The following is a 19,570-nucleotide window of genomic DNA, read 5'->3' as shown; positions in this document are numbered from 1 at the left end:
TTACATTCAATCAGACGATGATCCCAAAGCGCCGGATCATATAAGCCCGAATACGGGCAACTACAGCAGCAATTTCGGAAGTTGTAAGCTCAGTAGAATAATGCGCCCACATCGCCATGTCTGCCGTGCCTTTCCACAGGCTGCTGGCTTCGTAAATTGAGCCAATCCTATAAGGTTCCGAAGATACTTTTCGCCCGTACGTGGTGTCCGTGCGTTCTGCGGACGTAGACATCGTGGCGTTTTGTATTGCGTTGAAGCCCGCTTTTGTAATGTCTACGACTAGAGACCATTCGCCTAGGTTGACGGCAGCAGGTGCCCCTAATGACACGGGTGAGGATGTTACGGCTGTCTGTCCCATATCTGTAAATCTGCATGCTACTTTTGTCAGGCTGGCGGCGCCCGCCGGGATCGCCAAATATGATCCTCCATTGCTAGCGGATCGGTAATTGCCATAGAAGGCCGGAAGGTGATCGAGGCCAATCCGTGTATCTTTTGTTCTAATCACGCTGAAGACGGTCTGTGTGGCGGACTCAGCCACCTCCGTCTGAAGGTAGTTTGCCAACCCTTTAAACTGAATATAATCAGAAAACTCTAGCGGTGCGCCCACGACCACTGCGTCAGGCTTACCCCACGCGTAGTTAGTGGCTGCCTTCGCTACGTCGGTGTTTAGGAAATGCCAGGCCTCCAGGTTGCGCGTGACCGGAGGAAAGAATTTCCTCATCCCTGAATTCTCGGCATTGGAGTTTTTTGCAGTTATAGCGGTTCCCATTATTATTCCCCTTAAATTAAATTTGCGAAGATGCATGCAAGCATCTTTGCGTAAGCCTTATGGAGTTCAAGTCGTACGCTGCCACGTGGGTGAACCGTATCTCCCAGCGCGCCTGTGGAGGTGCCGGTGAGCGGGTCAACCTTGGCAGTCGCAGATGCGATTGTGTACCCGGCCTCCTGTGTCATGTGCGCCCATGCCGGAAAGACGATTACATTCGTACTGCCTGCGTCCTTCTTTGCTTGGATTAAAGCCCGTAAATAGGGAACATACTTAGTTTCCCAAAGCACGTCGCGGGCGGGGTCCCTAGGAGTTCCTGGACAGGATAGAACGATCTTTGCGAGAGGCCATGCCGCCCGGCATTGGCTTATAAGCAAGGTTAGATCTGAATAGGCATTGTCGTATATTTCCGCAACAGACCTATCCCGAACGTTATTAGTGCCGAGAGTGATATTTACGACCGCCGGCGTACCCAGAGAAAACCTCGATTGATAAAACGCTGGGTCGAATACCATACCGTTGCGAATAATATCGGCTGAATCGCTCCCGGTAGCTACGCGAAGAAATGGGTTGATTTTCCATTTAGAGCTTTTAGGTAGGGCTAAGTATGCAGCCTCCCCGCCTGGCTCGACGATGCTCACCCTGTCAGTGATCGAGTACGTGAAGTCGCCGGTTTCCCAGCCCTCACGAGACTCACCTAACGGGCCGTCGGAATTCTCGGTGTCTTCAGCTTGGGTCGAACCTTCGAGGGTTCCTATAAAGTCTGGAAAATAACCCCAGCTCTCAGCATATTGTTTCTGTAAATGCGCGCCCTGCCTGTTCTGGATTGAGTCGCCAATAGTGAGAACGTTACCACCCCCAGCTCCTGGATTAGGGGCTGAAACACAAGACATTAAAAGCCTCGACCTCTCGGCATCAGATAATTCTGATCTAAGGTATAGATATGCACTTGCACCCATACTTTCCGTAAGAAACTTTAGTTCGAAGTCACTCGTCTGAATCTCTGGCAGGGTGATAGAGGTAATAGTTCCGAGAACGGTGTTTTTGGCTGGGCGCTCGGTTAATACGTTACGCACGTATAGGGAGGTATACTCTCCGTGTACGCCGCAAATTGGTCCGTAGAGAATAGGTATTGTCGAGGGGATTACCGGATCGACAGGCACTACCTGCGAAGCTGAATCCAATAGGTTGTTCCAGACAAACCCGAGATCGTCTAACACCCACAGACCATCACCGGGCACGTGTCGCACACTTAGTGGACCGAGGGTCATCCCCTCTTCACCGTCTTCAAGAATCAAGAATCCCTCCGGGTCCAGTAAAGTGGTGCTGCTTTCCCGCGTGGGCTTAACTGACAGACCAGGAAGGTCGAAGCCGTCGGTGTTGATGGCTCCCCAGGCAAATCCAATATCATCTAGAAGAGCATAAATGGGCGTCCCATCAGCCGCTCTAATCAGCTCCAGCACTTTCTCTATAGTTTCTGCGCTTGAGATCCGACCAACTTGGACCGCTGCTCCCGCATCATTGCGATAGCGCGTCTCATAAGTATTCCCCGCTTCGGGCACAGTGAAGAACCGATTGTTCGTACCAGTTCCATTGGTAGCCTCAAGCCCATCAGCCACCGTAATAAAGGTGCCAATGCTCGCCATGAAATCAGCATATATTTTCTTCAGCGTTGGCTTCGTGACCCCGTTGATGACGACAAAGTCCTCATCGGACAAAAACAACGAGTTGGCGTTGTCCACCAACTGCTCAAAAAGCTGAAGGTCTTGGGCTCCGCTCATATTTACTCCAGGCGAAAAAAAGCCCACTCAGTGGCGGGCTATAGAATTGAAAAGTGATTTTTAAATCGAGCGGTTATGTCGCACCTTGCCATGACTTGGTGTGCCAACGCTGTAGCAAGCCGCGCAGCCGGGAGTTCATGACGGCGATATTCATGCCGGCCATCATGTCGGTCAGTTCGGCTTCGGAAATAACCGGCATTTCAAAGAGTGAGAGCACAGCGGTATACCGCCAGTGGTCGACACCTACGAGCTCAGGGCCTCTGTAGATCCCAGTAAATTGCGCTTGGGTTGGCATCAGACCCAGCGGGCTTTTGATAGGACAAATGAACCAATCGGCCCAACCAATCCCCCACTTGCACCACCCCTCAAACAGGCGAGCTTGTTTGGCATTGCATAGCCAGGTAACGGTCACCTCAGTCGGCACACTCAGATACCGGCGCCGATTGCGCGCCCGACCGGTCAAGAATGGCGTGCGCGCAATCGGGTTGGTTGGCGTGAACCCATAACCCTCACGCAGTGGTAGCGGAATCCCATCAGGCATTGTCAGCATGTTCCGCAGTCCTTATGTGGGGGCGAAGTGATCGTCATCCGCATAAATACGCGGGTCATAGTTGACGGCCTCCACGTCCGCCGAGTGGTCGCCTGGTTCAATTGAAGTAATCAGCACCGGATAGCACCATCGTGTCGACTCACCGAACAGAAGGTGCGGCGGATCGATGTCCCAGGACAAGCCAGGCTCGAAGTCGAGTGAGGGAATTGCCAAGCGGAACTCATCGATCCTCGACGCAGCCCAAGGCCCGCTGAGCGAGCCGTCCGGCCGGCGAAGCGCCACCACATGTGAGGCTCCCGAAGTCCAAACGAATCGCTCCGTGCTTTCCAGAATCACCGGCCCTACACCGACTGTGCAATCCACGAGAACGGCCGACTGCCCATACCCTGGAATGTCATCGGCGACGGCGTCGTAGCTGAGATAGCCGCTATTGAGCGCGTCGAGCTCAGTACTCCAGCTGTAGGTTTTGTTGCGGTAGACCTGGGCTCGCCGCAAGCGCATACCATAGCGCCAGGCTCTGTCGCGGTTCGTCACGCCTTTTACGGTAACCGTTTGCACGGTCTTGCCGGCATCACCTGGCAGACGGCACGGAACCGTCTCTGTCGCTCGCGTAACCTCGTCCACATACTTGATGTCCACTCCGTCATAGGCGTCTGGCTCCAAAAGCGTGAAGTTGCGCTTCAGCTCCTCGGTCATGTTTTGCGGCGTGTACATGTGACCGATCTGTGTGCGTGGCTCATCCCGCACCGGACTAACCCGCCCCCGCTCCAGGGTGAACTCGGCGAAGCCGGCAAGCAGAGCGTCATTGATGCACTCCTTGACCGTGCTGTCATCCTCAACTGGGAAGTCGAAGTAGTCGCCGCGACTGCTCCAGATCGCGCCGTAGCGCGCCAGCTCCTCGACGTCCATATCCTCATCGGTTCCGCCGACCGACTTCATGACGTAGTTGACCCAGGGCACGATGTCGCGCGTCGCGGTTGGCACGCTCCATGCGCCATTGACCAAAATCGGAAGCTTACGGGTGGCGACGACAGACACCTGGCTTTGCGACTGAGCGGAAAGCTTGTCGCCGCCGCGGACGTAAAGCGCCATCACCGTGCAGCCTTGGTAACGACTCGGGGCCTTATCGATCCGGCCCCGCAGGCCATACCACTGCACTCGGTTAAATTTGAAATTTTCAGAAGACTCCTCGCCAACACGCCGAACTCGAACTTCCGGCCTAATGTAACTCGGGGCGAAAACACTTCGGGTGTAGCCTTGTTGGTCAGCGCTCATCGCCTCAAACTTGAATTTAGCGCTCGTCCAGGCTCCAGCTGTTTCGATGTCACGGTATTGCACTTCCACCTCGGCCCAATGGGAGCGAGTGTTGCCGTTGCGCTCCGTGTATCGAACCAAACCTTGGGGGAAGAAGAAATCGAACTCGATGCGGCGCACGAGCTCACCTTCCGGGCAGGCTGCAAAAGGCCCTGCCCAGTCGCCCTCAGTGGTCGAGCGATCGAGCACAATCGAAGCGCTGTTGGATTGGATATCATCGAAACCCACCCAGTCCTCATCTTCTGCGCCAGTATCCGTCAGGCGGATAACCGTGATCGCTGACGGGCCATGGCTTTCGTCAACATCTTCAGTGTCTTCATCGTCATCAACCGAGTCACCTGAAACGGAGCTGATCCGGTACCGGAGTCCCCGATAACCGATGCAGGACCAGAGCATCCCAGTTTGCAGGCCGATCGCCGGCGCGCCGCCGTCATAGGCTAGGGTGATCTTTGCGGACACCGCATCAGTCGCAGCTACCGTTTTAACACCCGTGACGTACACAGGAGCCCCGCCAAATACCGTTGTCACTGATCCAGCCAACGAAAGCGCCCTACCGCTGAAGGGAGGGGCGGCCTCAGCAACGCGAAGAAACCCGCCGGCGGCGCTGGCCAACAGGCCGGAACCCGCCAATTCGGCGTTCACAGCAACCACCAAGCCAGCCAGATCCGTTACGGCTGAATTGAGATCTACTCTGAAAGTAATGGCTCCGTGGCTGACGGTGAAAGTCAGGGGCGTGACGTCGAAATCATATCGCGCGGGCACGGAGTTACCGGTCACCCGCGAAGCGCTTCCAGAAACAGCCGGGACGCCTGGCACATACGGGGTATAGGTGGCCACCACGTACTCACCGGCATTGGCGCCCGTGATTTCGATTTTCATGCCAACGAAAGGATCGAGCATCGGCACATGGTCACCAGTGATGACCGTCGCCGAGCCATCAGCCGGCGCAACGAACACATAGGGGTACATCACCTCGATTCGCGCAATCAGACCCGCGTCCCAGCCATGCGGGAACCACCCAGCCAACGGCGGAACCGAAATCACGAACTCGCTAAACTGGACGGTTTCAGCGGCCAACTGCTGATCAATGTTCGTGGTGGTAGTCAACGTCAGACCGGCACTTCCTGTCGAGGTTGAGCCAACCTCATCAGAGTTGTGCCACCACAAACGAGCAGGCTCCGCTGCTAGCGACTCACCAGGGCCATAGATCGTGTAGCTGGCCGTGCTGCCCAACGATGCGATCGGTGTTCCACCAATACGTACCTGCCCAGGCGGAATATCGAATTCTCCGACGCCGACACAGAGCAGCATTTCCACCCACTGTACCGTTGGGTCGCTACCAAAATATCGGCGTGTAGGCGTCAGGTAGTCCGGGAAAATTTCGTTCTTGCCGGAGCACTCTCGAATGATGTCCCCAAGCTTCACCTGGTTGGCAGTGGTTTTCGCCAGCCCGAGCCCTTTGCCGGTTGGGTTGTTCGCTGAGGTCGGTACTGCAAGCGGCTTCTGGGTCAGCATAACCACCGCGACCGCCACTATCGCGGCAACAACTGCCCACGCTGCGATCTCCAGCCCGGTGCCCTTCGGCTCCGGGTAGATGCGCACCGTGTCGGGCGGCGCGAATTCGACCTTGGACCATCTGCCCGGATCGATGAACACGCCATTGACCTCAATGCTGATCGGTGGCGACTCCATGGCGCGGTAGGTCCGCACGTTTTCGATCAGCCACGTCTCGAGGGTCATCACGCGATCAGTCTTGTAGCGCTCCAACGGCTGGCCTTCCAGCTTGCTCGGGTAGAGTTCGATCACGGTGATAACTCACTGTCAGATATTGGTCTTGAAATTTGCGCAACGGCTTGATGGTTGCGCCGGAGGACTTCATTTCCATGCCATGAAGCCGGCCGTCGACCTCGACGATGACGGCGACATGGAAGCAAATGCGCCCACGCCAGACGCAGGCGATAGCGCCGATCTGCGGTTCGCAGCGCTCCATGGCGGCGGCGCCCTCATTCACCGCCCGGGTGAATTCCATCGGCATGGTATTGCGGACGTAGCCCCAGCTCGGTAGCAAGGACAAGCCGTAGACTTCATGCCGGACCAGCCGGACCAAGCCCCAACAATCCAGGTGCGCATGGCTTCGCCCGCCATCCTCGTAGGAAGCGTTCAGGTATTTGTCGAACATGGGATGCCTCAGTGCTGGGGAAATACCCAGTAACGCCGCAGAGCTGCCGCGTAGTAGCGTTGTGACTTCATGCAGCAGGATTTCCCCCAGTCCGTTGCCTGCAAGCCCATGGACTGGGGTACCGCCAATTTCGGCGTGGTTTATGACCTGGAGGTCAAATGAAGATTCGCGAAGTTCTCACTCAAGAACAGGTGGATGCCGCCCTTGTAGACATAGCCCGCTGGGCGGATGGCGAGATTAATCTTGGCGAACTGCAGCAGCTAGTCAGTTACCAAGCCGCTGCAGCAGTTCAAAGAACCGGCCTTGCAAACATTTCAGCCACCCAGATGGTAGCGGGAAACTGGAGAATCAGAGTCAAGATGTCACCAGCAATCATGCCGCTCGGGCGAGCACGGATTGAAGCCCTTATGAACAAATAGGGAATGACGGCCTCTATTGAGAGGCCATCTTTTCTTCAAGTAGCTCGCGCGCCTTAACCTCGTTCTCAAGCTCTATCCAAAAGTCTGTTATCGCCTGATGGATCTCCCCAGCAGCTCCGGTTTCCTCGGACAAGTCCCACCACCCCGAACGCAGCATTTCCGCCTTTTTTAGAACACTCCTCTCAAGCGTCAAAAGCCGCTCATTCTGGGCTATTAGCGCATCCAGCTGAGAAAGCTGCTTGCCCTCTCCATAAGCAGCAATCACTCCCGCGCGCAGTTCGGTGTGCTCGTTCATTTCTCTTCCTCTGGTTCGATTAGATGTAGCGAAGGCAGGGCGCGAAGGCCAAGGTGTACTTGCGGCGGGGCCAGCCGAGGTTGATCAAGTCGAAATAGCCGGCGTTAAGTTGGACACTCGCCCCTTGCATAAACCCGTTCAGCACGGTCATGCGGTAGGGGCGCTCTGCCGGCGCGCTCAGGTCACTGGAGATGTACACCCGGAACACGAGGCTGATCCTGGCCCGGGCATCAAGCGCCTTGTCGATCAGTTGCTGTGCCTCCCCTGTCACGTTATCGATGGCAAAGGTCAGCGACTGGTTGCCGCTGTTGTCCCGCTTGGGCAGCGCCACAGCAAACCCCGATGCAGTGAACTTCACTGTTGCACCGGTGTCCGTCTTGGCTGTGGTGTCATCAAACCCATGACAGAGGTAGATAGGCGCCGGCCACGCCGAGCACCTCAACTCCAACGTGGGAATGATCACGGCTTTGCCGCCTGAGGCGTAAAGCGTTTCAAGTGCCGTCATCGCCCCACTCTCTTCAGTCCATAAGTTTGCTCTAGGGTTTTGGCCATCTGGCCGTGGGCGCGGATGTTGGACACCCACATGTCAGTGATCTGCTTGCCGTCCGGGCCGGTACGGTTCTCCACCTGACCCGCGCGGCTGGCGTCTTCGTGAAGGTTGACCACATTGCCAGAGCCGCCAGATGCATCACGCTGGACTCGCTCCAGCGTTCTATCCAGCTTTGCGCTGGTTTCTGCGGTGGTTACCCGCTCACCTTTCTTCAGGTTCCACGTGCCATCAGCCGGAACGTAATCGATACCGTCGTGCGCCTGTCCGTCCAGTGCCGAACCTACGGCCGTCATCATCACTCCAGCAGCAGCTGTCGCTGCGATGGCCGCACCAGGTGCAACGACAGGGCCAACGAAGGGAATGCCGATCATCGCCGTGAACGCGCTAAGTCCGGCCATCGCCACTTGAGCGGCGGCATAGGAAAGCAGCGCATGTCCCACGGACTGGATGAAACTCGCGGCCAAGCCCTTGGCATCCAGCTTGCCGGTCTCGGCCCATTCCGTGATGGCGTCGGTGAGATTGTGGAACGTATCGGCACCTACGCTTTTCATCGTGCCGTAGAGATTCATGCTGGCTTCGGCTTGCGTGGAAACCCCGCTGATGAAACCCACGACTCCCATCTTTTGAAGTTTGTCTATTTGATTGTAGTGGTCCTGCTGTAACACCATCCGCGCCGCCAATGCTTCTTTGAGAATATCGGTTTCTTTGTCATACAGGCCTTTCGAAATATCGCCGGTATTCAGTTGCTCCTGCAGGCGGGTCATCTTCTCGTTGTAATCTTGTTGTATTGCTAGATCCTGCATCAGGCGGTCGCGCGCCTGATCGCCCATAGCCGCGCCGGCCAACTCCATATCGAAACCGGACTTTACCGTCGCGTTTTCCGCCTTTAGATTTGCAGCGAAGGCAGCAGATTTCGCATCATCCTCATTTGCCACCTTGAGCTTTTGGAGAACATCAAGCTCGGCTGCTAAGCCTTCCAAGCGTTTTTGCTGAGTGGCGTTAATGCCAACCAACTTGCCTGAGGCCAGTTCAAACCTGAGCTTGTCAGCTTCCGTTGCTTTCTTCTGCGCATCTGCGGAGGTGTTGATCAGCGCGATCTGGCGCTGATAGTCGGTAATCGCATCCTCTCCACGCTTGGTCAGCGCGGACGCCGCCGTGGCTGCTGCCGTAGCGGCTTGTTTCGAAGCAGCAGCGCTTTTCTTCTCTGCCTCGATCGCAGCTTCGCTGGCGTCCAACGTCTTGGCTTTCGCTATGAGCAGGTCACCCTCGCCTTCTTTCAGGCCCGTGACGAGCCCGGCACCGATACGGGCGGCGAGCTTATCGGCGCTTGTTTTCTTCCCCGAAAGCAATATCTGCTCGTCAAGCGTCTTCGCCAGGTCTCTGAAGGCTTTCGATTGCTCCACCACCACTGGCGCAGCAAGGATCCCGTTCAGCACATTGATTTGCGCGCCGAAGGCCTCAACCCTTTGCCGGGCTGTATCAAGCTCGCCCTGTGCGGTTATCAGGGACGCGTTCCATTCGCGCTGCCGGGTATCATCGGGATGATCACGCAGCAATCGTTGGTACTGGGAAACAGCGCTCTCTGCATCAAGAGCTCGCAGCTGCGCGTCCATCAAATCCTGGTTGATGTCCTGCAAGGCCGAGGCGGCCTGATTCTTTGTGAACCCGTCGAACGACTTATTCAGGTAATCAATCTTGCTGGTCAGGGACGTCGCCGATTCGTCAGCGTCATCGCCGCTCATGGCGAAGTAGGCAAGCGCACTGGCAGCGAGTAGCACTACCCCAACCGGCCCCCCAAGCAACGCCATGGCTGCCGATGCACCACGGGCAGCAACCCCGATTCCGACAAGCCCTGCGGCTGTTGCAGGCGCTACACCGGCCATGCGCGCAAGCGCGAGCTGATAGCGGACAGCCTCGACTTGAGCCGCAGCGAAAGCGATAGCGGTTCCGGCGGCACTAGCGGCTAGGCGAGTTGCCAACACAACAGCTAGAGCTGCTGCTGCCTGTGCAGTTAGTCCAAGCGCGGTGCGTGCCGCCGGAGATCCCAAGGCCGAGTTAAACGCCTCGACCGCTGCGCGTGCACCATCGAGGCTCCCCTCGCCGGTCAGGAGACCGGCAACTGTATTGCGAAGTGCATCCAGCGAGCCGCCGAAGGTGTCCCGGGCAGCTGCGGCGGCACCGCTATACGATTCCTCAAGTGCATTTAGGATAATGCCCTGGGCACCCGCCACATCCCCCACAGACTCAAGTGACTCCGCGAGCTTTTTCTGATCCTCGGTAAATCTGAAACCTTGCTTGCTCAGAGAACTGAGGCCCTCTGTTGGCACGTCCAACGCCCGCCCGATTGTTTCGGCGGCCTGCTGCACTGTTGTGCCGGTACGCGCGGCCATGTCGGAAGCGGCTTGAAGCGCTCGGGTGAACTGCGTCCCGACAACACCGGTGAATGCCAGAAGCGCTGTCTGCGCCTGGTTGATATCACCACCAGAAAACGTGCTCGCCTTCTCCATGGCGTCAGCCATTTCGTTCAGCTGGTCTCGACTGAAGCCGGCTGACTCGCCCGTCGATTTAAGTACTGCTGCCAGCTGGGCTTGTTCCTTTTCAGCATCCCGAGTTTCGGTGATGAAGCTGGTAAGCACCGCACCCACCGAGAAACCCGCAACAGCACCCGCAACGACTTCGCCAAGCGCACTCCAGGCCAGCGAGGCCATATTCGCAGCGTCGGCAATCCCTTTGCCTGACTTCCGAGCCGCAACTTCGGCCTTGTCCAGCGGACCAGTAAAACCACCGATACGCGCGATAAGATCGAGCGTTAGCGTGCCCAGTGAATTAGCCATCTGTAACTCCAAGCGACACCGGCCATTTTGAGAAATGGCCTGTTTTTATGCCCATGTCTCCATGGCCTGTTCCAGCGTCAGTGGCTGTTCCGAATCGTGCGGCATGAAGTCGTAGATTTTGTAACCGCCCTTCGCGCTCTTGGAGTTGGCATAGAGCGCCGCCAACATCGCCGTTCCTCGCTCTATGCGCATGCCCCAGTTAAGTGAGCCTCGCTTTTCGCGATATCTCACCCAACTTCTGTACTCGGCAAGACTCAGGCGCTCTTTCGCTTCCGCGATCGTGGCGCCAATCGAGATTGCAATTTCGTGCCAGAGCTCGTCGGCGTCGGAGAGCTCGTCATCTTTCCCAACTGGTTCACCTCACCAATCACGGTGAGCAGAGCCATGGACAGGCTGCCATCGAGCGCGCCGCGCTCGGGGTCGGCGGCACCGGTGATGTCACCCACGGTGAAGACCGGGTTCCCGGCCTCATCGCAAATGCTTACAGCGATTCGTCCTGCCACGCCGTCCTGCTTCCCGACGCCGGACATCAGGTCGCTCACCGCAGATTGGTAGCCCAGCGGCCGCACAAACACCGTGGCCGTATGCTCGGTATCACCCTGCTTCCAGGTGATCTCTTTCTTAACTGGACGGCCCGTGAACGAGCCACGCTCCATCAGAGACTGAATACTCAGCTGCATAGTCGATCCTTACGGAGTGGTAGTTTTGCGAATCCAGGCGGAGCCGCCCGAACGCTGGATGGTGGCCGCAGTAGTGACCACGGTGTTGGCTGCGAAGTCGAACGGGAAGTCCGAAACGTAGCCCTCGAAGATGAACCAGGTTCGAGTCGTAGGAAGCTCGAAATCGTCCCCGGCAACGTTCACTGTTGGAGGGATTCCTTTGCCGTCCGACCAACCGACCGCCCAAGAGACGCTCTCGATGCTGTCGTCCTCGGAAAGCTGGTACAGCCGAATATGGGACGCATTGCGCGAATCGGCGTTGAGGGTCAACGACGCCTGTCCAGGTGTGCGCAGGCCGCGCATATATCGACGGACGGTCTCGCTAAGACAGGTGGTCTCGATCTGGTCCGCAGGGTTGCCGCCCGGACTTAAAGCGGTAGCACATTCGATCTCAACGACTTCAAGAGTTGAAGGGTTGGCAACGCTCGGGATGAGAGCGTAAACCTGAGTGCCTTGGGTGAGCATCGACATGGCATTCTCCAAATGTCGGGCATAAAAAAACCCGCACATGGCGGGCCTGGGGTTGAAGTTTTCTATCTGGGTACAAGCCAGTCGATGTCGAAGCTCGACCGGTAGTTCTTTGTGGCGGAGTCCTTCGATTCGCCTCCCCATCGCGTGACATACGCGACGAGCTCGATCGCGGAGCTGATAGCGGAGGTCACGGCTCTGGCCGACGTAGCGGTGGCTGCGTAAACGTCAACCTGCAGCGTGTATCCGTCGAGATCAGGGCGACCTGCGAGGAAGTTCTCAGGGCTACCATTGATTAATTGCCAAACCGCATAGGGTTTGGCCACTCCCTCCGGGGCTTCACCAAACGGATACAGCCTAGTGGGCACGGTCCCGAGCAATGCGGTGACCTGAGGACTCGCGGCACAAACCGCAAAGATTGGTGCTGCTGCCATCAGGAACCCCCTCTCGATTTCGCTTCGCGCTTGATGGCCCGATCAATGGTCTTTTCGTAATTTGTGATGAACGCATCGGTCGCCTCGTTGATGCTGTCGGCAAGCGCATTCCTCATAAACGGATCTGCCGCAATTGTTTCTGTTCCGAATTCCAGCAGGCGCCAATGAGGGGTTGGGCTGTTCTGTGACTTTTCGCCCCCATCCTTGAGAACCGCCCCATGCTTAACGCCGATTCGGAAACCAAGATCTCCAGAGGCTCTGAACAACCGTCCGTTCCAGCGCAGAGCGATGTTGTCGGCAATAGAGCGCCCGGTCTCGGCATCATCCAGGCGCAAAGCGCCTTCCCTTGCTTTGTCCGCTATCAACTGCGCAGCCTTGCGTAGAGCTGATCGCCCACCTTTGCGCTTCATGTCGTAGTTGACCGTCCTGAGCTTTTCGAGCAGCGAATCCACACCGAGCATGCTGAATTCAACGGTCTCAGCCATCATTCAACCCCTTCGACACCAGGATGGTGAGGTACTCAAGACCAGAGTCAGGATCGGGAAGCGGCGGCCCCTGTATGTTGTAGATGCCACCTCGGTACAGGATTCGCATCGTGGGCAGGACCCCGGCGCGGTAGCGGATCACCATCCGGCCAGATGCTTCGGACTGGCCCGCCTGTGCAGCGATTAGGTCGCGGGCACTCAACGGCTCAACTGATGCAGGGACTTTCTCCCAGATCGTTTCCCAGCCGTCGAGCATCTCGCCAGTTTCTGGATCTTGAACCTGACCTGCCGCCTGGAACGCTATTCGATGTCGCAATTTGCCCGCGCGCATCAAACACCCATCCGGATGCGATATGGCATCAGTAACGACTTGGATGCCAAAGGCAATTCGGTGGCAATGGTGCCGGTCACCACTTCTTCACGGTTCGCGAACAGGTGGCCCAACTTCAGCAGACAGGCCGCAGTGATTGCAGGGTTGATGACGATCCCGTACTCGTCCATGTCGATGGATTCGAAACTGTCAGCGAGCGACTGTCTTGCCCGCTCACGCAGGCGACAGCGGAATTCGTGGTTCTCAGGTAAATCAGCTACCGCCTTGGCCGCGGCATAAACATCGCGTGCAGCCCGAGTGCGTTGGATGGTTTGGGATTTGGCGGCATCCATAGTGGCCTGATCAACAAAGAACCGGCGCTGCAGGAACTGCTGGGCGGCCTCTTCTGCAGCATCGAGCTGAGCCTGGACAAGCACCTGGTCTTCCGGCTCCGCCAGCAAATGCCTCATCGCTAGTTCAATGTCGATCACGCTCATGCTCAGTCAGCCTTTTTCTTATCGGTGGCCTTTGCCTTGGGGTCAGGCTTTGGATCGTCCACGCTGGCGGAGGTCATGGGTGTTGGTTGGGTTTCCGAATCAGTCAGATCCACAAGCGCCTCATCCTTGCCTTCGTCCAGCTCGGCATAACCTTTCTGAAGCAGCTGCCGCCCGTGCTGTTCCCCGGTTAAAAACGAGGTGCCTTCGACGAGAGTTTTACCGCCGAGGTACAGCGGTTTTAGGGTCTTCAATTTCATGTCGGACTCCGAAGGGCCGCCGCTCGGGCGGCCCCGCTACATCAAGGGGTTGGAGTGGCGAAGGTGCCGTAGATGAACGCTTCCGGACGCTTGACCGCCAGAGCAAGACGCTCTTCACAACGGATCGAGATCATGTTCTTCTCGAAGTCGTCAGCGTTCTCGGTGGAGATCACCACGTTGGCATCTTCGCGATCGAAGATCTGAGCGCCGGTCTGGAAAGCACCGGTCAGGAACTTGCCGAGGAAGGCTGCCAGCTCAGTCGCAACAACTGGCAAGCCCCACAGCGTAGGACCTGCAAGGCTCAGCGGGTTGCCGATGATGTAACGACCCAGGGTGTCCTTCGTCAGCTCGATCTTCGCCCAGTCGGTGAAGTGAAGAACGTGCCCGCTGGCCGGCAGGCGTGCCAGTTGAGACTGGAGAATGGCCAAGCGCAGCTGGTCGATCTGGGTCATGGCGTCAGGCTCGAAGGCGGCCGAGTAAGCCTGGGCCTGCGGCACGATCCCGTGCAGGTGCACACCAGTACCGTCGCCGAACAGGATCTCCGACTCTTCAGCGTATTTCAGGCCATAGCGCATTTCGGCGTCGATGGTCGATTGCAATTGAGCGAAGTCGTCCAGAATCTGCTTCGATGCCTTGAACATATGCGCGATGGTGGTAACCGGCGTGATCTTGGTATCGAACTGGATATCGCTGTACGGCTTGGCGGTGTTTTCAGCAACCACACGGGCGGCGTTGGTGAATCCTGTTTGCTGTACCCAGAAGATCGCCGGGGAGGTAGTACGACCTGGCGCAATCAAGTCGCGGATGAACAGACGCTGCTTCGGCATCACGTCGATACCTGGCAGGCGCTGAGGCTCAACTACGCCTTCGGCAACACCGGTGCTCAGCAGCGCCGCGTTAACCGGAACGCTGACGCGGCGGTTGCCTTGAATGCTCTTGGCGAATTCAGCCAAGGCCTCGCTCTTGATGACGGTACCGCCCAGGGTCTCGCGCTGAGAGGCGGCGGCCTGGGTGGGAATACGGGCGAACTCCTGCTCCAGCTCACCGAGTTGAGCTTTGAGCTGCTTCTCGGCTTCGGTCAGGGTATTGAACTTCAGGGCCATCTCATCGACGGCGGCCTTGGTTTCAGCAGACAAAGTGCCTGCCTTTTTCGCTTCGCCGAGCGCGGCTTCAGCTTTCAAGCTGAAATCACTGGAAGCTTTTTCGAGCTCGGCGCTCATTTTTGCAAGCAACTGGGCTTGGTCAGACATAGTTTCGTTTCCTTAATTAGTAGCGGCTGCCGAGAACCGAGCGAGCGCTCGTTCCAGTTCGGCGATTGGTTCGGCCAGATTGGCCAGGTTTTCGGCAGCGTCTTGCGTACCGGGTCCAGCAGCGCAAGGCGTACCGGACTTGATTTCTTGAATGAGTGACCGTCGCTCGCTGCGGGGCATGCCCTGCTTGGCGAGGATCAAGTCGAGCTTTCGTGCGGCTATGAGACCTACTTGAGCCTTCGTGCCTTCTTTGATGGAGTCGGACTCGAGAAGCGAATCAGCGAACCCTTGCTCAACTGCAGCAGAGCCGCCGATCCAAGTTTCCGCGTCCATAAGCTTTTGCATTGCCTTCAGATCACCACCGGTGCGGGCGGAGTAGATATCGCCCATGGCCGCGTCGAACGGCTCCATCATGTCGGCCACTTCACGAAACTGGTGGCGGTTACCGGCAGAGATGGTCCATCCGTTGTGCACCATCAAGAAGCCCGACCGAGCGACCTGAATTTCATCACCGGCCATCGCGATAATCGACGCGGCAGAGGCGGCCAGTCCCAAGACCTTGATGGTCACGTGGCCTTTGTATTCGCGCAGGATGTTGTAAATCGCCAAGCCTTCAAACATATCGCCGCCCGGGGAATTCACGTTCACCGTGACATCAGCTCCAGCCATGCTGCGCAAGGCGGCAGAGATACGCTTTGCAGTCACGCCCTCGCCGGACCATGGGTCAAAGCCGATGGCGTCCAGTATTGAAATCGTGTTTTTGTCATCTTCCGCCGCGGCTTGTATGTCTGCGTTCCAACGCTCCATGGCCTGAGGCATGAGATCAAAGGAGACGCCCGCGCAGGGACGACCCGCCGGCGCTGCCGGAAGGCTTCGAATTGTCATGAGTCAGTCTCCAGAACTGCCGGGGGCCCGGCTTATTTCATTCGGTAGAAGCCAAGCTGATAGCGCGGCGCGTACTTGCTCGCCACCGTCCTTTCCTTGGCCAAGCTGTTCGATCGGGAGCAGGTTCGACTGCACGGTGTAAACGTCACCACCTGGGATAGGCGGGAGGTTTTCGAGCTTACGAACTTCGTTTCGGCTCATCCAGCCATTCTGCAGGCAGATGTTGTAGTAGCTGGCACGGCCTTGGCTGTCAGCGCGGAGCAAGCCCTCGACGGCGAATTCAGCGAAGTAGCGGTCATCCCGATCCAGCAGGCAACGAATGATCTCTTGCTCAATATTTTCAAGCAGTGGTCTCAGGCAGTTGGTCAGAAACTGAAGGTTTTGACCCTCAACGCTCGACGCCCAGCTGCTCTGCTTGTCCATGTGCCCCACCATGAAAGGCGGAACTCGGAACCAACGGCAGACCTCTTCAATGCCATACGAGCGGGACTCCAGCATCTGAGCCGCCTCAGGGTTCATGGTGATGCCCTGATACTTCAAGCCAGCTTCGGCCACCATGATCTTGCCGGCGTTCTTCGAGCCCATGAAAGCCTGCAGGCTTGCCCGTAGCTGTTCACGCTGCTCGGGCTTGAGCGCGGTATCACTGCTTAAAATCCCTGAGGCCTGCATGCCCTGGGCAAAAACCTTTGCAGCGGCTTCCTCGGCGGATATCGCGGCACCAAAAATCTCCTTGCCAGTTGAAACAGGCAACATGCCGCACACACCATCAAGACCGAAGCCACGGATATGCATGAGGTCGGCTTCGGGTATTACGCGGCTATGCCCCTTGGTGGTGTACTTATATTCAAGCCGGCCCGTATCCAGACGTTTGACGGTCATGTACTGAGGCAGCAGAGGGTCAAGAGCGACAATTCGGCTACCTACACGCTTTTTTTCAACGAATGCGTTTCCGCGCAAACAGATGCTCGCGACGACCATCAGCATAAATCTGCCTGGGGTCATCTCCGCGTTGGGACGCTTGGTCAAAATGTCGTAAAGGGGGTGATTAGTTGCAACAACTCGACCGCCATCTGGTCGGCGCTCGTAAAGCCTGAGAGGCAGAGTGGACACGGTCTCAGACAAAAGACGGACACAAGACCAAACGGCGGATAGCTGCAGGGCCTTGTCTACCGTAACAACTTGGCCGCTGGCTGATGTTCCAAACCACTCCTGCCAAAATGAATCGTTATTGAGCCCAACCGGCACGCCAAGCCAATTCTGGAGGGCAGATCGAACCCGCCCGGGTTTCTTATCGCGCGCCATTAAATGCCTACCATGATTGGGTTGTCGTAAAAGCCACTGGTGTCTGGCTCTGTTGCGGTTATCAGAACCCTACCGACGGCCATGATCAGCGCCACCGCGCCGTCGATCTTGTTGTCGTCGCCCTGCTTGATCGGACGCACCACGTCGTCATTACCGGGCAGGTTCTTCCCAATCACATTGCCGATACACCAGGTCATGATCGGATTGCCGTCGTGATGGAACCGCCCGGCAGTGATGGCCGCCTCGAGCTCCTTCATCGGATCCGACATGTTGGTGTAGTTCTGCGTGATCGTGATCGGATTGAAACCTTCATCGTCGAGGTCGTGGCTCAAACCCGTAGCACCGTGCGGGTCAATCGGGCACTCGCGCACCGGTGCCTGGTGGTTGGCTTCCTTGGTGTCTTCGAGGATCTCGCGGTAATCAATCTCGGCGCCGTCAGTCAAGTCCAAGTGCTTGGAGTTGACCCAGGCCTGAAAGCGTTCAGACATCCGCTTGTTATCGCTGTAAAAAGCAGTGTCGTAGGGGACCCAGAACTTCGGCGCAACACTGTAATAGTGCATTTTCCCGTCGATCACTCGCCAGAACAGCCGGGCTCTGGAGTTCATGTCCAGCTTTCGCGCCAAGTCGAAGCCCGCGATCCATTCGTGCCCCTCGAATTGCTCCAAGGTGAGTGAGGTGTCCTCGCAGGATTTCCAATCCTCCATATTGAAGAAGCCAGTTTTGGCACTTACCCAGAGGTTGAGATGCTTGGTTTTAAACTTATTGGTAAATCGTGCGGAACGGATCGCTTTAGCCTGCATGCTCTCCAAGTAGTCTTGGAACACCGAAACTCCATGGTTCGGGTTAGCCTTCGCGAGTAGCTTCGGATCAGTCCAATCGTCGCCCTCATCGAGCGTCCAGATCCAGCCGAACAATTCATCGTCTGGCACCGTTCCCTCGAGCATCTCGATGACCTGACGCCGCTTGTCATAGCAAGGCCCTTCGATGTCGTCGCCGGCGGTAGTGATGATGAACATCAGCGGCTGCCGACGTGCACCCATACCGGTCAGCATGGTGTCGTATTGGGCCGACGTCGGGTGTTCGTGGTATTCGTCGACGATGGCGCAGCTGGGTGACGCGCCGTCGCCCGGGTTGCCTATCAGCGGCTCGAAGCGACTAAAGTCAGACGGAATATTCATGTTCGAGGCGTTGACCTCGATACCCGCAGCTTTAATCAGCATCGGGGACTTGCTGACCATCAACCTCGCGGGTCGGAACACCTCCCACGCTTGCTTCTCTGTGGTCGCTCCCGAGTAAACCTCGGCGCCGTACTCGCCATCGGCGACAAACATGCTGATGCCTACGCCGCCAGCGACTACTGATTTGCCGTTTTTACGAGGCACTTCCCAGTAGCTTTCACGGAACCGGCGGTGGCCGCCTTTCTTCTTTACCCAGCCGAAGGTGACAGCCAGGCCGAAAAGCTGCCACCCCTCAAGGGTTATGAGCTGTCGCTTAAACGCCCACTCCCCTTTGGTGTGCGGCAGCAACTGGATTAGCTTGAGCTTTTTCTCGGCCTTAGCGGGGTCAAACTTGTACCGATACCCGCGTTTTCGGCTGGCCGCCAGGTCGTCGAAGTGCCGCTGGATCGCCTGGTGGACGTATCGACAGGCCGGCACCTTCCCGCGGAGCACGGACCTTCCCCACACCATCGCCTTGTCGACGTTGGGGTGCAGGGATTTGGTCATCAGGATCTCAGCAGGTTGGCGAATTCGTTGGTTTCTTTCTCCTTGTTGCCGCCAATCAGACGGGTCCGGCTGGCCGGGTCAAGCCCAAGCATCGAACCGAATGTGACCATCTGGCGCATTGTTTCGTTGGCTGCGGTCAGCGCCGGATTTTTCATCGGCCCACCAGTGGCACCCTCAACCACGATACCGTTTTGCTGGATCGATTCCTGTGCCATCCGCCAGTTGTCGTAGGCAACACAGAACGCCTCGACGTTGTGCAAGTCGGTGAGCGCGACCACGTTTTCGCGGAGCAGCTCCGGAACAATCATCTTCCACATCGTGGCGGCGCGATCACTCAGCCACTCAGGCGGATCGACGTTGGTGATCTTCGAGAACTGCGGCTCATCCTTGTTCAGCGCGCGTTTGCCGGGATTCCCGGCCAGTGCTTTCTTGGCCGTCGGCTTGGGTTTGCGACCACGGCCGGCGACCGTGGCGGTGCCTCCCATCGCGCAACTCCTGAATTTTTAATTTCGCGGGTGTAAGAAAACGATTGAGGGCGCGGTCTAGAAGCC

Annotated in this window: 22 protein-coding genes; 1 reads left to right on the top strand and 21 read right to left on the bottom strand. The window is 57.2% G+C overall.

The window, feature by feature from the left end; all coding sequences use genetic code 11:
• Positions 1-10 precede the first annotated feature (10 nt).
• From ACIQYF_RS14135 to ACIQYF_RS14115, 5 genes are all read right to left on the bottom strand, one after another.
• Entirely contained in the window at positions 11-805 is a 795-nt protein-coding gene (locus tag ACIQYF_RS14135; protein ID WP_402862554.1) for a hypothetical protein, read from the bottom strand.
• Positions 781-2,547, bottom strand: a complete 1,767-nt coding sequence (locus ACIQYF_RS14130; RefSeq protein WP_402862551.1) for a hypothetical protein — start codon at positions 2,545-2,547, stop codon at positions 781-783. The genes ACIQYF_RS14135 and ACIQYF_RS14130 overlap by 25 nt, the downstream gene beginning before the upstream one ends.
• 73 nt (positions 2,548-2,620) lie before the next feature.
• The gene (locus ACIQYF_RS14125) at positions 2,621-3,097 is read right to left on the bottom strand and encodes a hypothetical protein (RefSeq protein WP_402862548.1); all 477 of its coding nucleotides are present in this window, start codon (positions 3,095-3,097) and stop codon (positions 2,621-2,623) included.
• A 12-nt stretch (positions 3,098-3,109) separates the two neighbouring features.
• Complete coding sequence (locus tag ACIQYF_RS14120; protein WP_402862545.1) at positions 3,110-6,217, bottom strand: host specificity factor TipJ family phage tail protein; 3,108 nt, start codon at positions 6,215-6,217, stop codon at positions 3,110-3,112.
• Entirely contained in the window at positions 6,159-6,590 is a 432-nt protein-coding gene (locus tag ACIQYF_RS14115; RefSeq protein WP_402862542.1) for a hypothetical protein, read from the bottom strand. Before ACIQYF_RS14115 ends, ACIQYF_RS14120 begins: the two co-directional genes overlap by 59 nt.
• A 158-nt stretch (positions 6,591-6,748) precedes the next feature.
• Here ACIQYF_RS14115 and ACIQYF_RS14110 point away from each other — a divergent pair, with 158 nt between their 5' ends.
• Positions 6,749-7,009: a hypothetical protein gene (locus ACIQYF_RS14110; RefSeq protein WP_402862539.1), complete on the top strand. Its 261-nt coding sequence runs from the start codon at positions 6,749-6,751 to the stop codon at positions 7,007-7,009.
• Positions 7,010-7,022: 13 nt separating this feature from the next.
• Here ACIQYF_RS14110 and ACIQYF_RS14105 read toward each other — a convergent pair whose 3' ends face one another.
• From ACIQYF_RS14105 to ACIQYF_RS14030, 16 genes are all read right to left on the bottom strand, one after another.
• Positions 7,023-7,304, bottom strand: coding sequence for a hypothetical protein (locus tag ACIQYF_RS14105; protein WP_402862536.1), 282 nt, complete (start codon positions 7,302-7,304; stop codon positions 7,023-7,025).
• Between the two features lie 19 nt (positions 7,305-7,323).
• On the bottom strand, positions 7,324-7,809 hold the full coding sequence (locus tag ACIQYF_RS14100) for a DUF1833 family protein (RefSeq protein ID WP_402862533.1): 486 nt from the start codon (positions 7,807-7,809) through the stop codon (positions 7,324-7,326).
• Entirely contained in the window at positions 7,806-10,688 is a 2,883-nt protein-coding gene (locus tag ACIQYF_RS14095) for a phage tail tape measure protein (RefSeq protein ID WP_402862530.1), read from the bottom strand. Before ACIQYF_RS14095 ends, ACIQYF_RS14100 begins: the two co-directional genes overlap by 4 nt.
• A 45-nt stretch (positions 10,689-10,733) precedes the next feature.
• The gene (locus ACIQYF_RS14090; protein ID WP_402862527.1) at positions 10,734-10,919 is read right to left on the bottom strand and encodes a hypothetical protein; all 186 of its coding nucleotides are present in this window, start codon (positions 10,917-10,919) and stop codon (positions 10,734-10,736) included.
• A gap of 23 nt (positions 10,920-10,942) precedes the next feature.
• The gene (locus tag ACIQYF_RS14085) at positions 10,943-11,368 is read right to left on the bottom strand and encodes a phage tail assembly chaperone family protein, TAC (RefSeq protein WP_402862524.1); all 426 of its coding nucleotides are present in this window, start codon (positions 11,366-11,368) and stop codon (positions 10,943-10,945) included.
• A gap of 9 nt (positions 11,369-11,377) precedes the next feature.
• A complete protein-coding gene (locus ACIQYF_RS14080) occupies positions 11,378-11,878 on the bottom strand; it encodes a phage tail tube protein (RefSeq protein WP_402862521.1) in 501 nt (166 codons plus the stop codon).
• 62 nt (positions 11,879-11,940) lie between these two features.
• Complete coding sequence (locus tag ACIQYF_RS14075) at positions 11,941-12,309, bottom strand: DUF3168 domain-containing protein (RefSeq protein WP_402862518.1); 369 nt, start codon at positions 12,307-12,309, stop codon at positions 11,941-11,943.
• Entirely contained in the window at positions 12,309-12,794 is a 486-nt protein-coding gene (locus ACIQYF_RS14070; RefSeq protein WP_402862515.1) for an HK97-gp10 family putative phage morphogenesis protein, read from the bottom strand. Before ACIQYF_RS14070 ends, ACIQYF_RS14075 begins: the two co-directional genes overlap by 1 nt.
• The gene (locus tag ACIQYF_RS14065; RefSeq protein WP_402862512.1) at positions 12,787-13,125 is read right to left on the bottom strand and encodes a phage head closure protein; all 339 of its coding nucleotides are present in this window, start codon (positions 13,123-13,125) and stop codon (positions 12,787-12,789) included. The genes ACIQYF_RS14070 and ACIQYF_RS14065 overlap by 8 nt, the downstream gene beginning before the upstream one ends.
• Positions 13,125-13,601 carry a head-tail connector protein gene (locus tag ACIQYF_RS14060; RefSeq protein ID WP_402862509.1) on the bottom strand — a complete coding sequence of 159 codons (477 nt, stop codon included), beginning with the start codon at positions 13,599-13,601 and terminating at the stop codon, positions 13,125-13,127. Before ACIQYF_RS14060 ends, ACIQYF_RS14065 begins: the two co-directional genes overlap by 1 nt.
• Positions 13,602-13,603: 2 nt before the next feature.
• A complete protein-coding gene (locus tag ACIQYF_RS14055; protein WP_402862506.1) occupies positions 13,604-13,858 on the bottom strand; it encodes a hypothetical protein in 255 nt (84 codons plus the stop codon).
• 41 nt (positions 13,859-13,899) lie between these two features.
• On the bottom strand, positions 13,900-15,108 hold the full coding sequence (locus ACIQYF_RS14050; protein ID WP_402862503.1) for a phage major capsid protein: 1,209 nt from the start codon (positions 15,106-15,108) through the stop codon (positions 13,900-13,902).
• Positions 15,109-15,120: 12 nt separating this feature from the next.
• Entirely contained in the window at positions 15,121-15,993 is an 873-nt protein-coding gene (locus tag ACIQYF_RS14045) for a head maturation protease, ClpP-related (RefSeq protein WP_402862500.1), read from the bottom strand.
• Positions 15,994-15,996: 3 nt separating this feature from the next.
• A complete protein-coding gene (locus ACIQYF_RS14040) occupies positions 15,997-17,295 on the bottom strand; it encodes a phage portal protein (protein ID WP_402862497.1) in 1,299 nt (432 codons plus the stop codon).
• Entirely contained in the window at positions 17,295-19,019 is a 1,725-nt protein-coding gene (locus tag ACIQYF_RS14035) for a terminase large subunit (RefSeq protein ID WP_402862494.1), read from the bottom strand. Before ACIQYF_RS14035 ends, ACIQYF_RS14040 begins: the two co-directional genes overlap by 1 nt.
• Entirely contained in the window at positions 19,019-19,504 is a 486-nt protein-coding gene (locus ACIQYF_RS14030; RefSeq protein WP_402862491.1) for a phage terminase small subunit P27 family, read from the bottom strand. The genes ACIQYF_RS14035 and ACIQYF_RS14030 overlap by 1 nt, the downstream gene beginning before the upstream one ends.
• Positions 19,505-19,570 lie beyond the last annotated feature (66 nt).

The organism is Pseudomonas sp. NPDC096917 (genome assembly GCF_044762555.1).
In the GTDB taxonomy this organism is placed as follows: Bacteria; Pseudomonadota; Gammaproteobacteria; order Pseudomonadales; family Pseudomonadaceae; genus Aquipseudomonas.
This window is presented reverse-complemented; position numbering and strand designations above follow the sequence as displayed.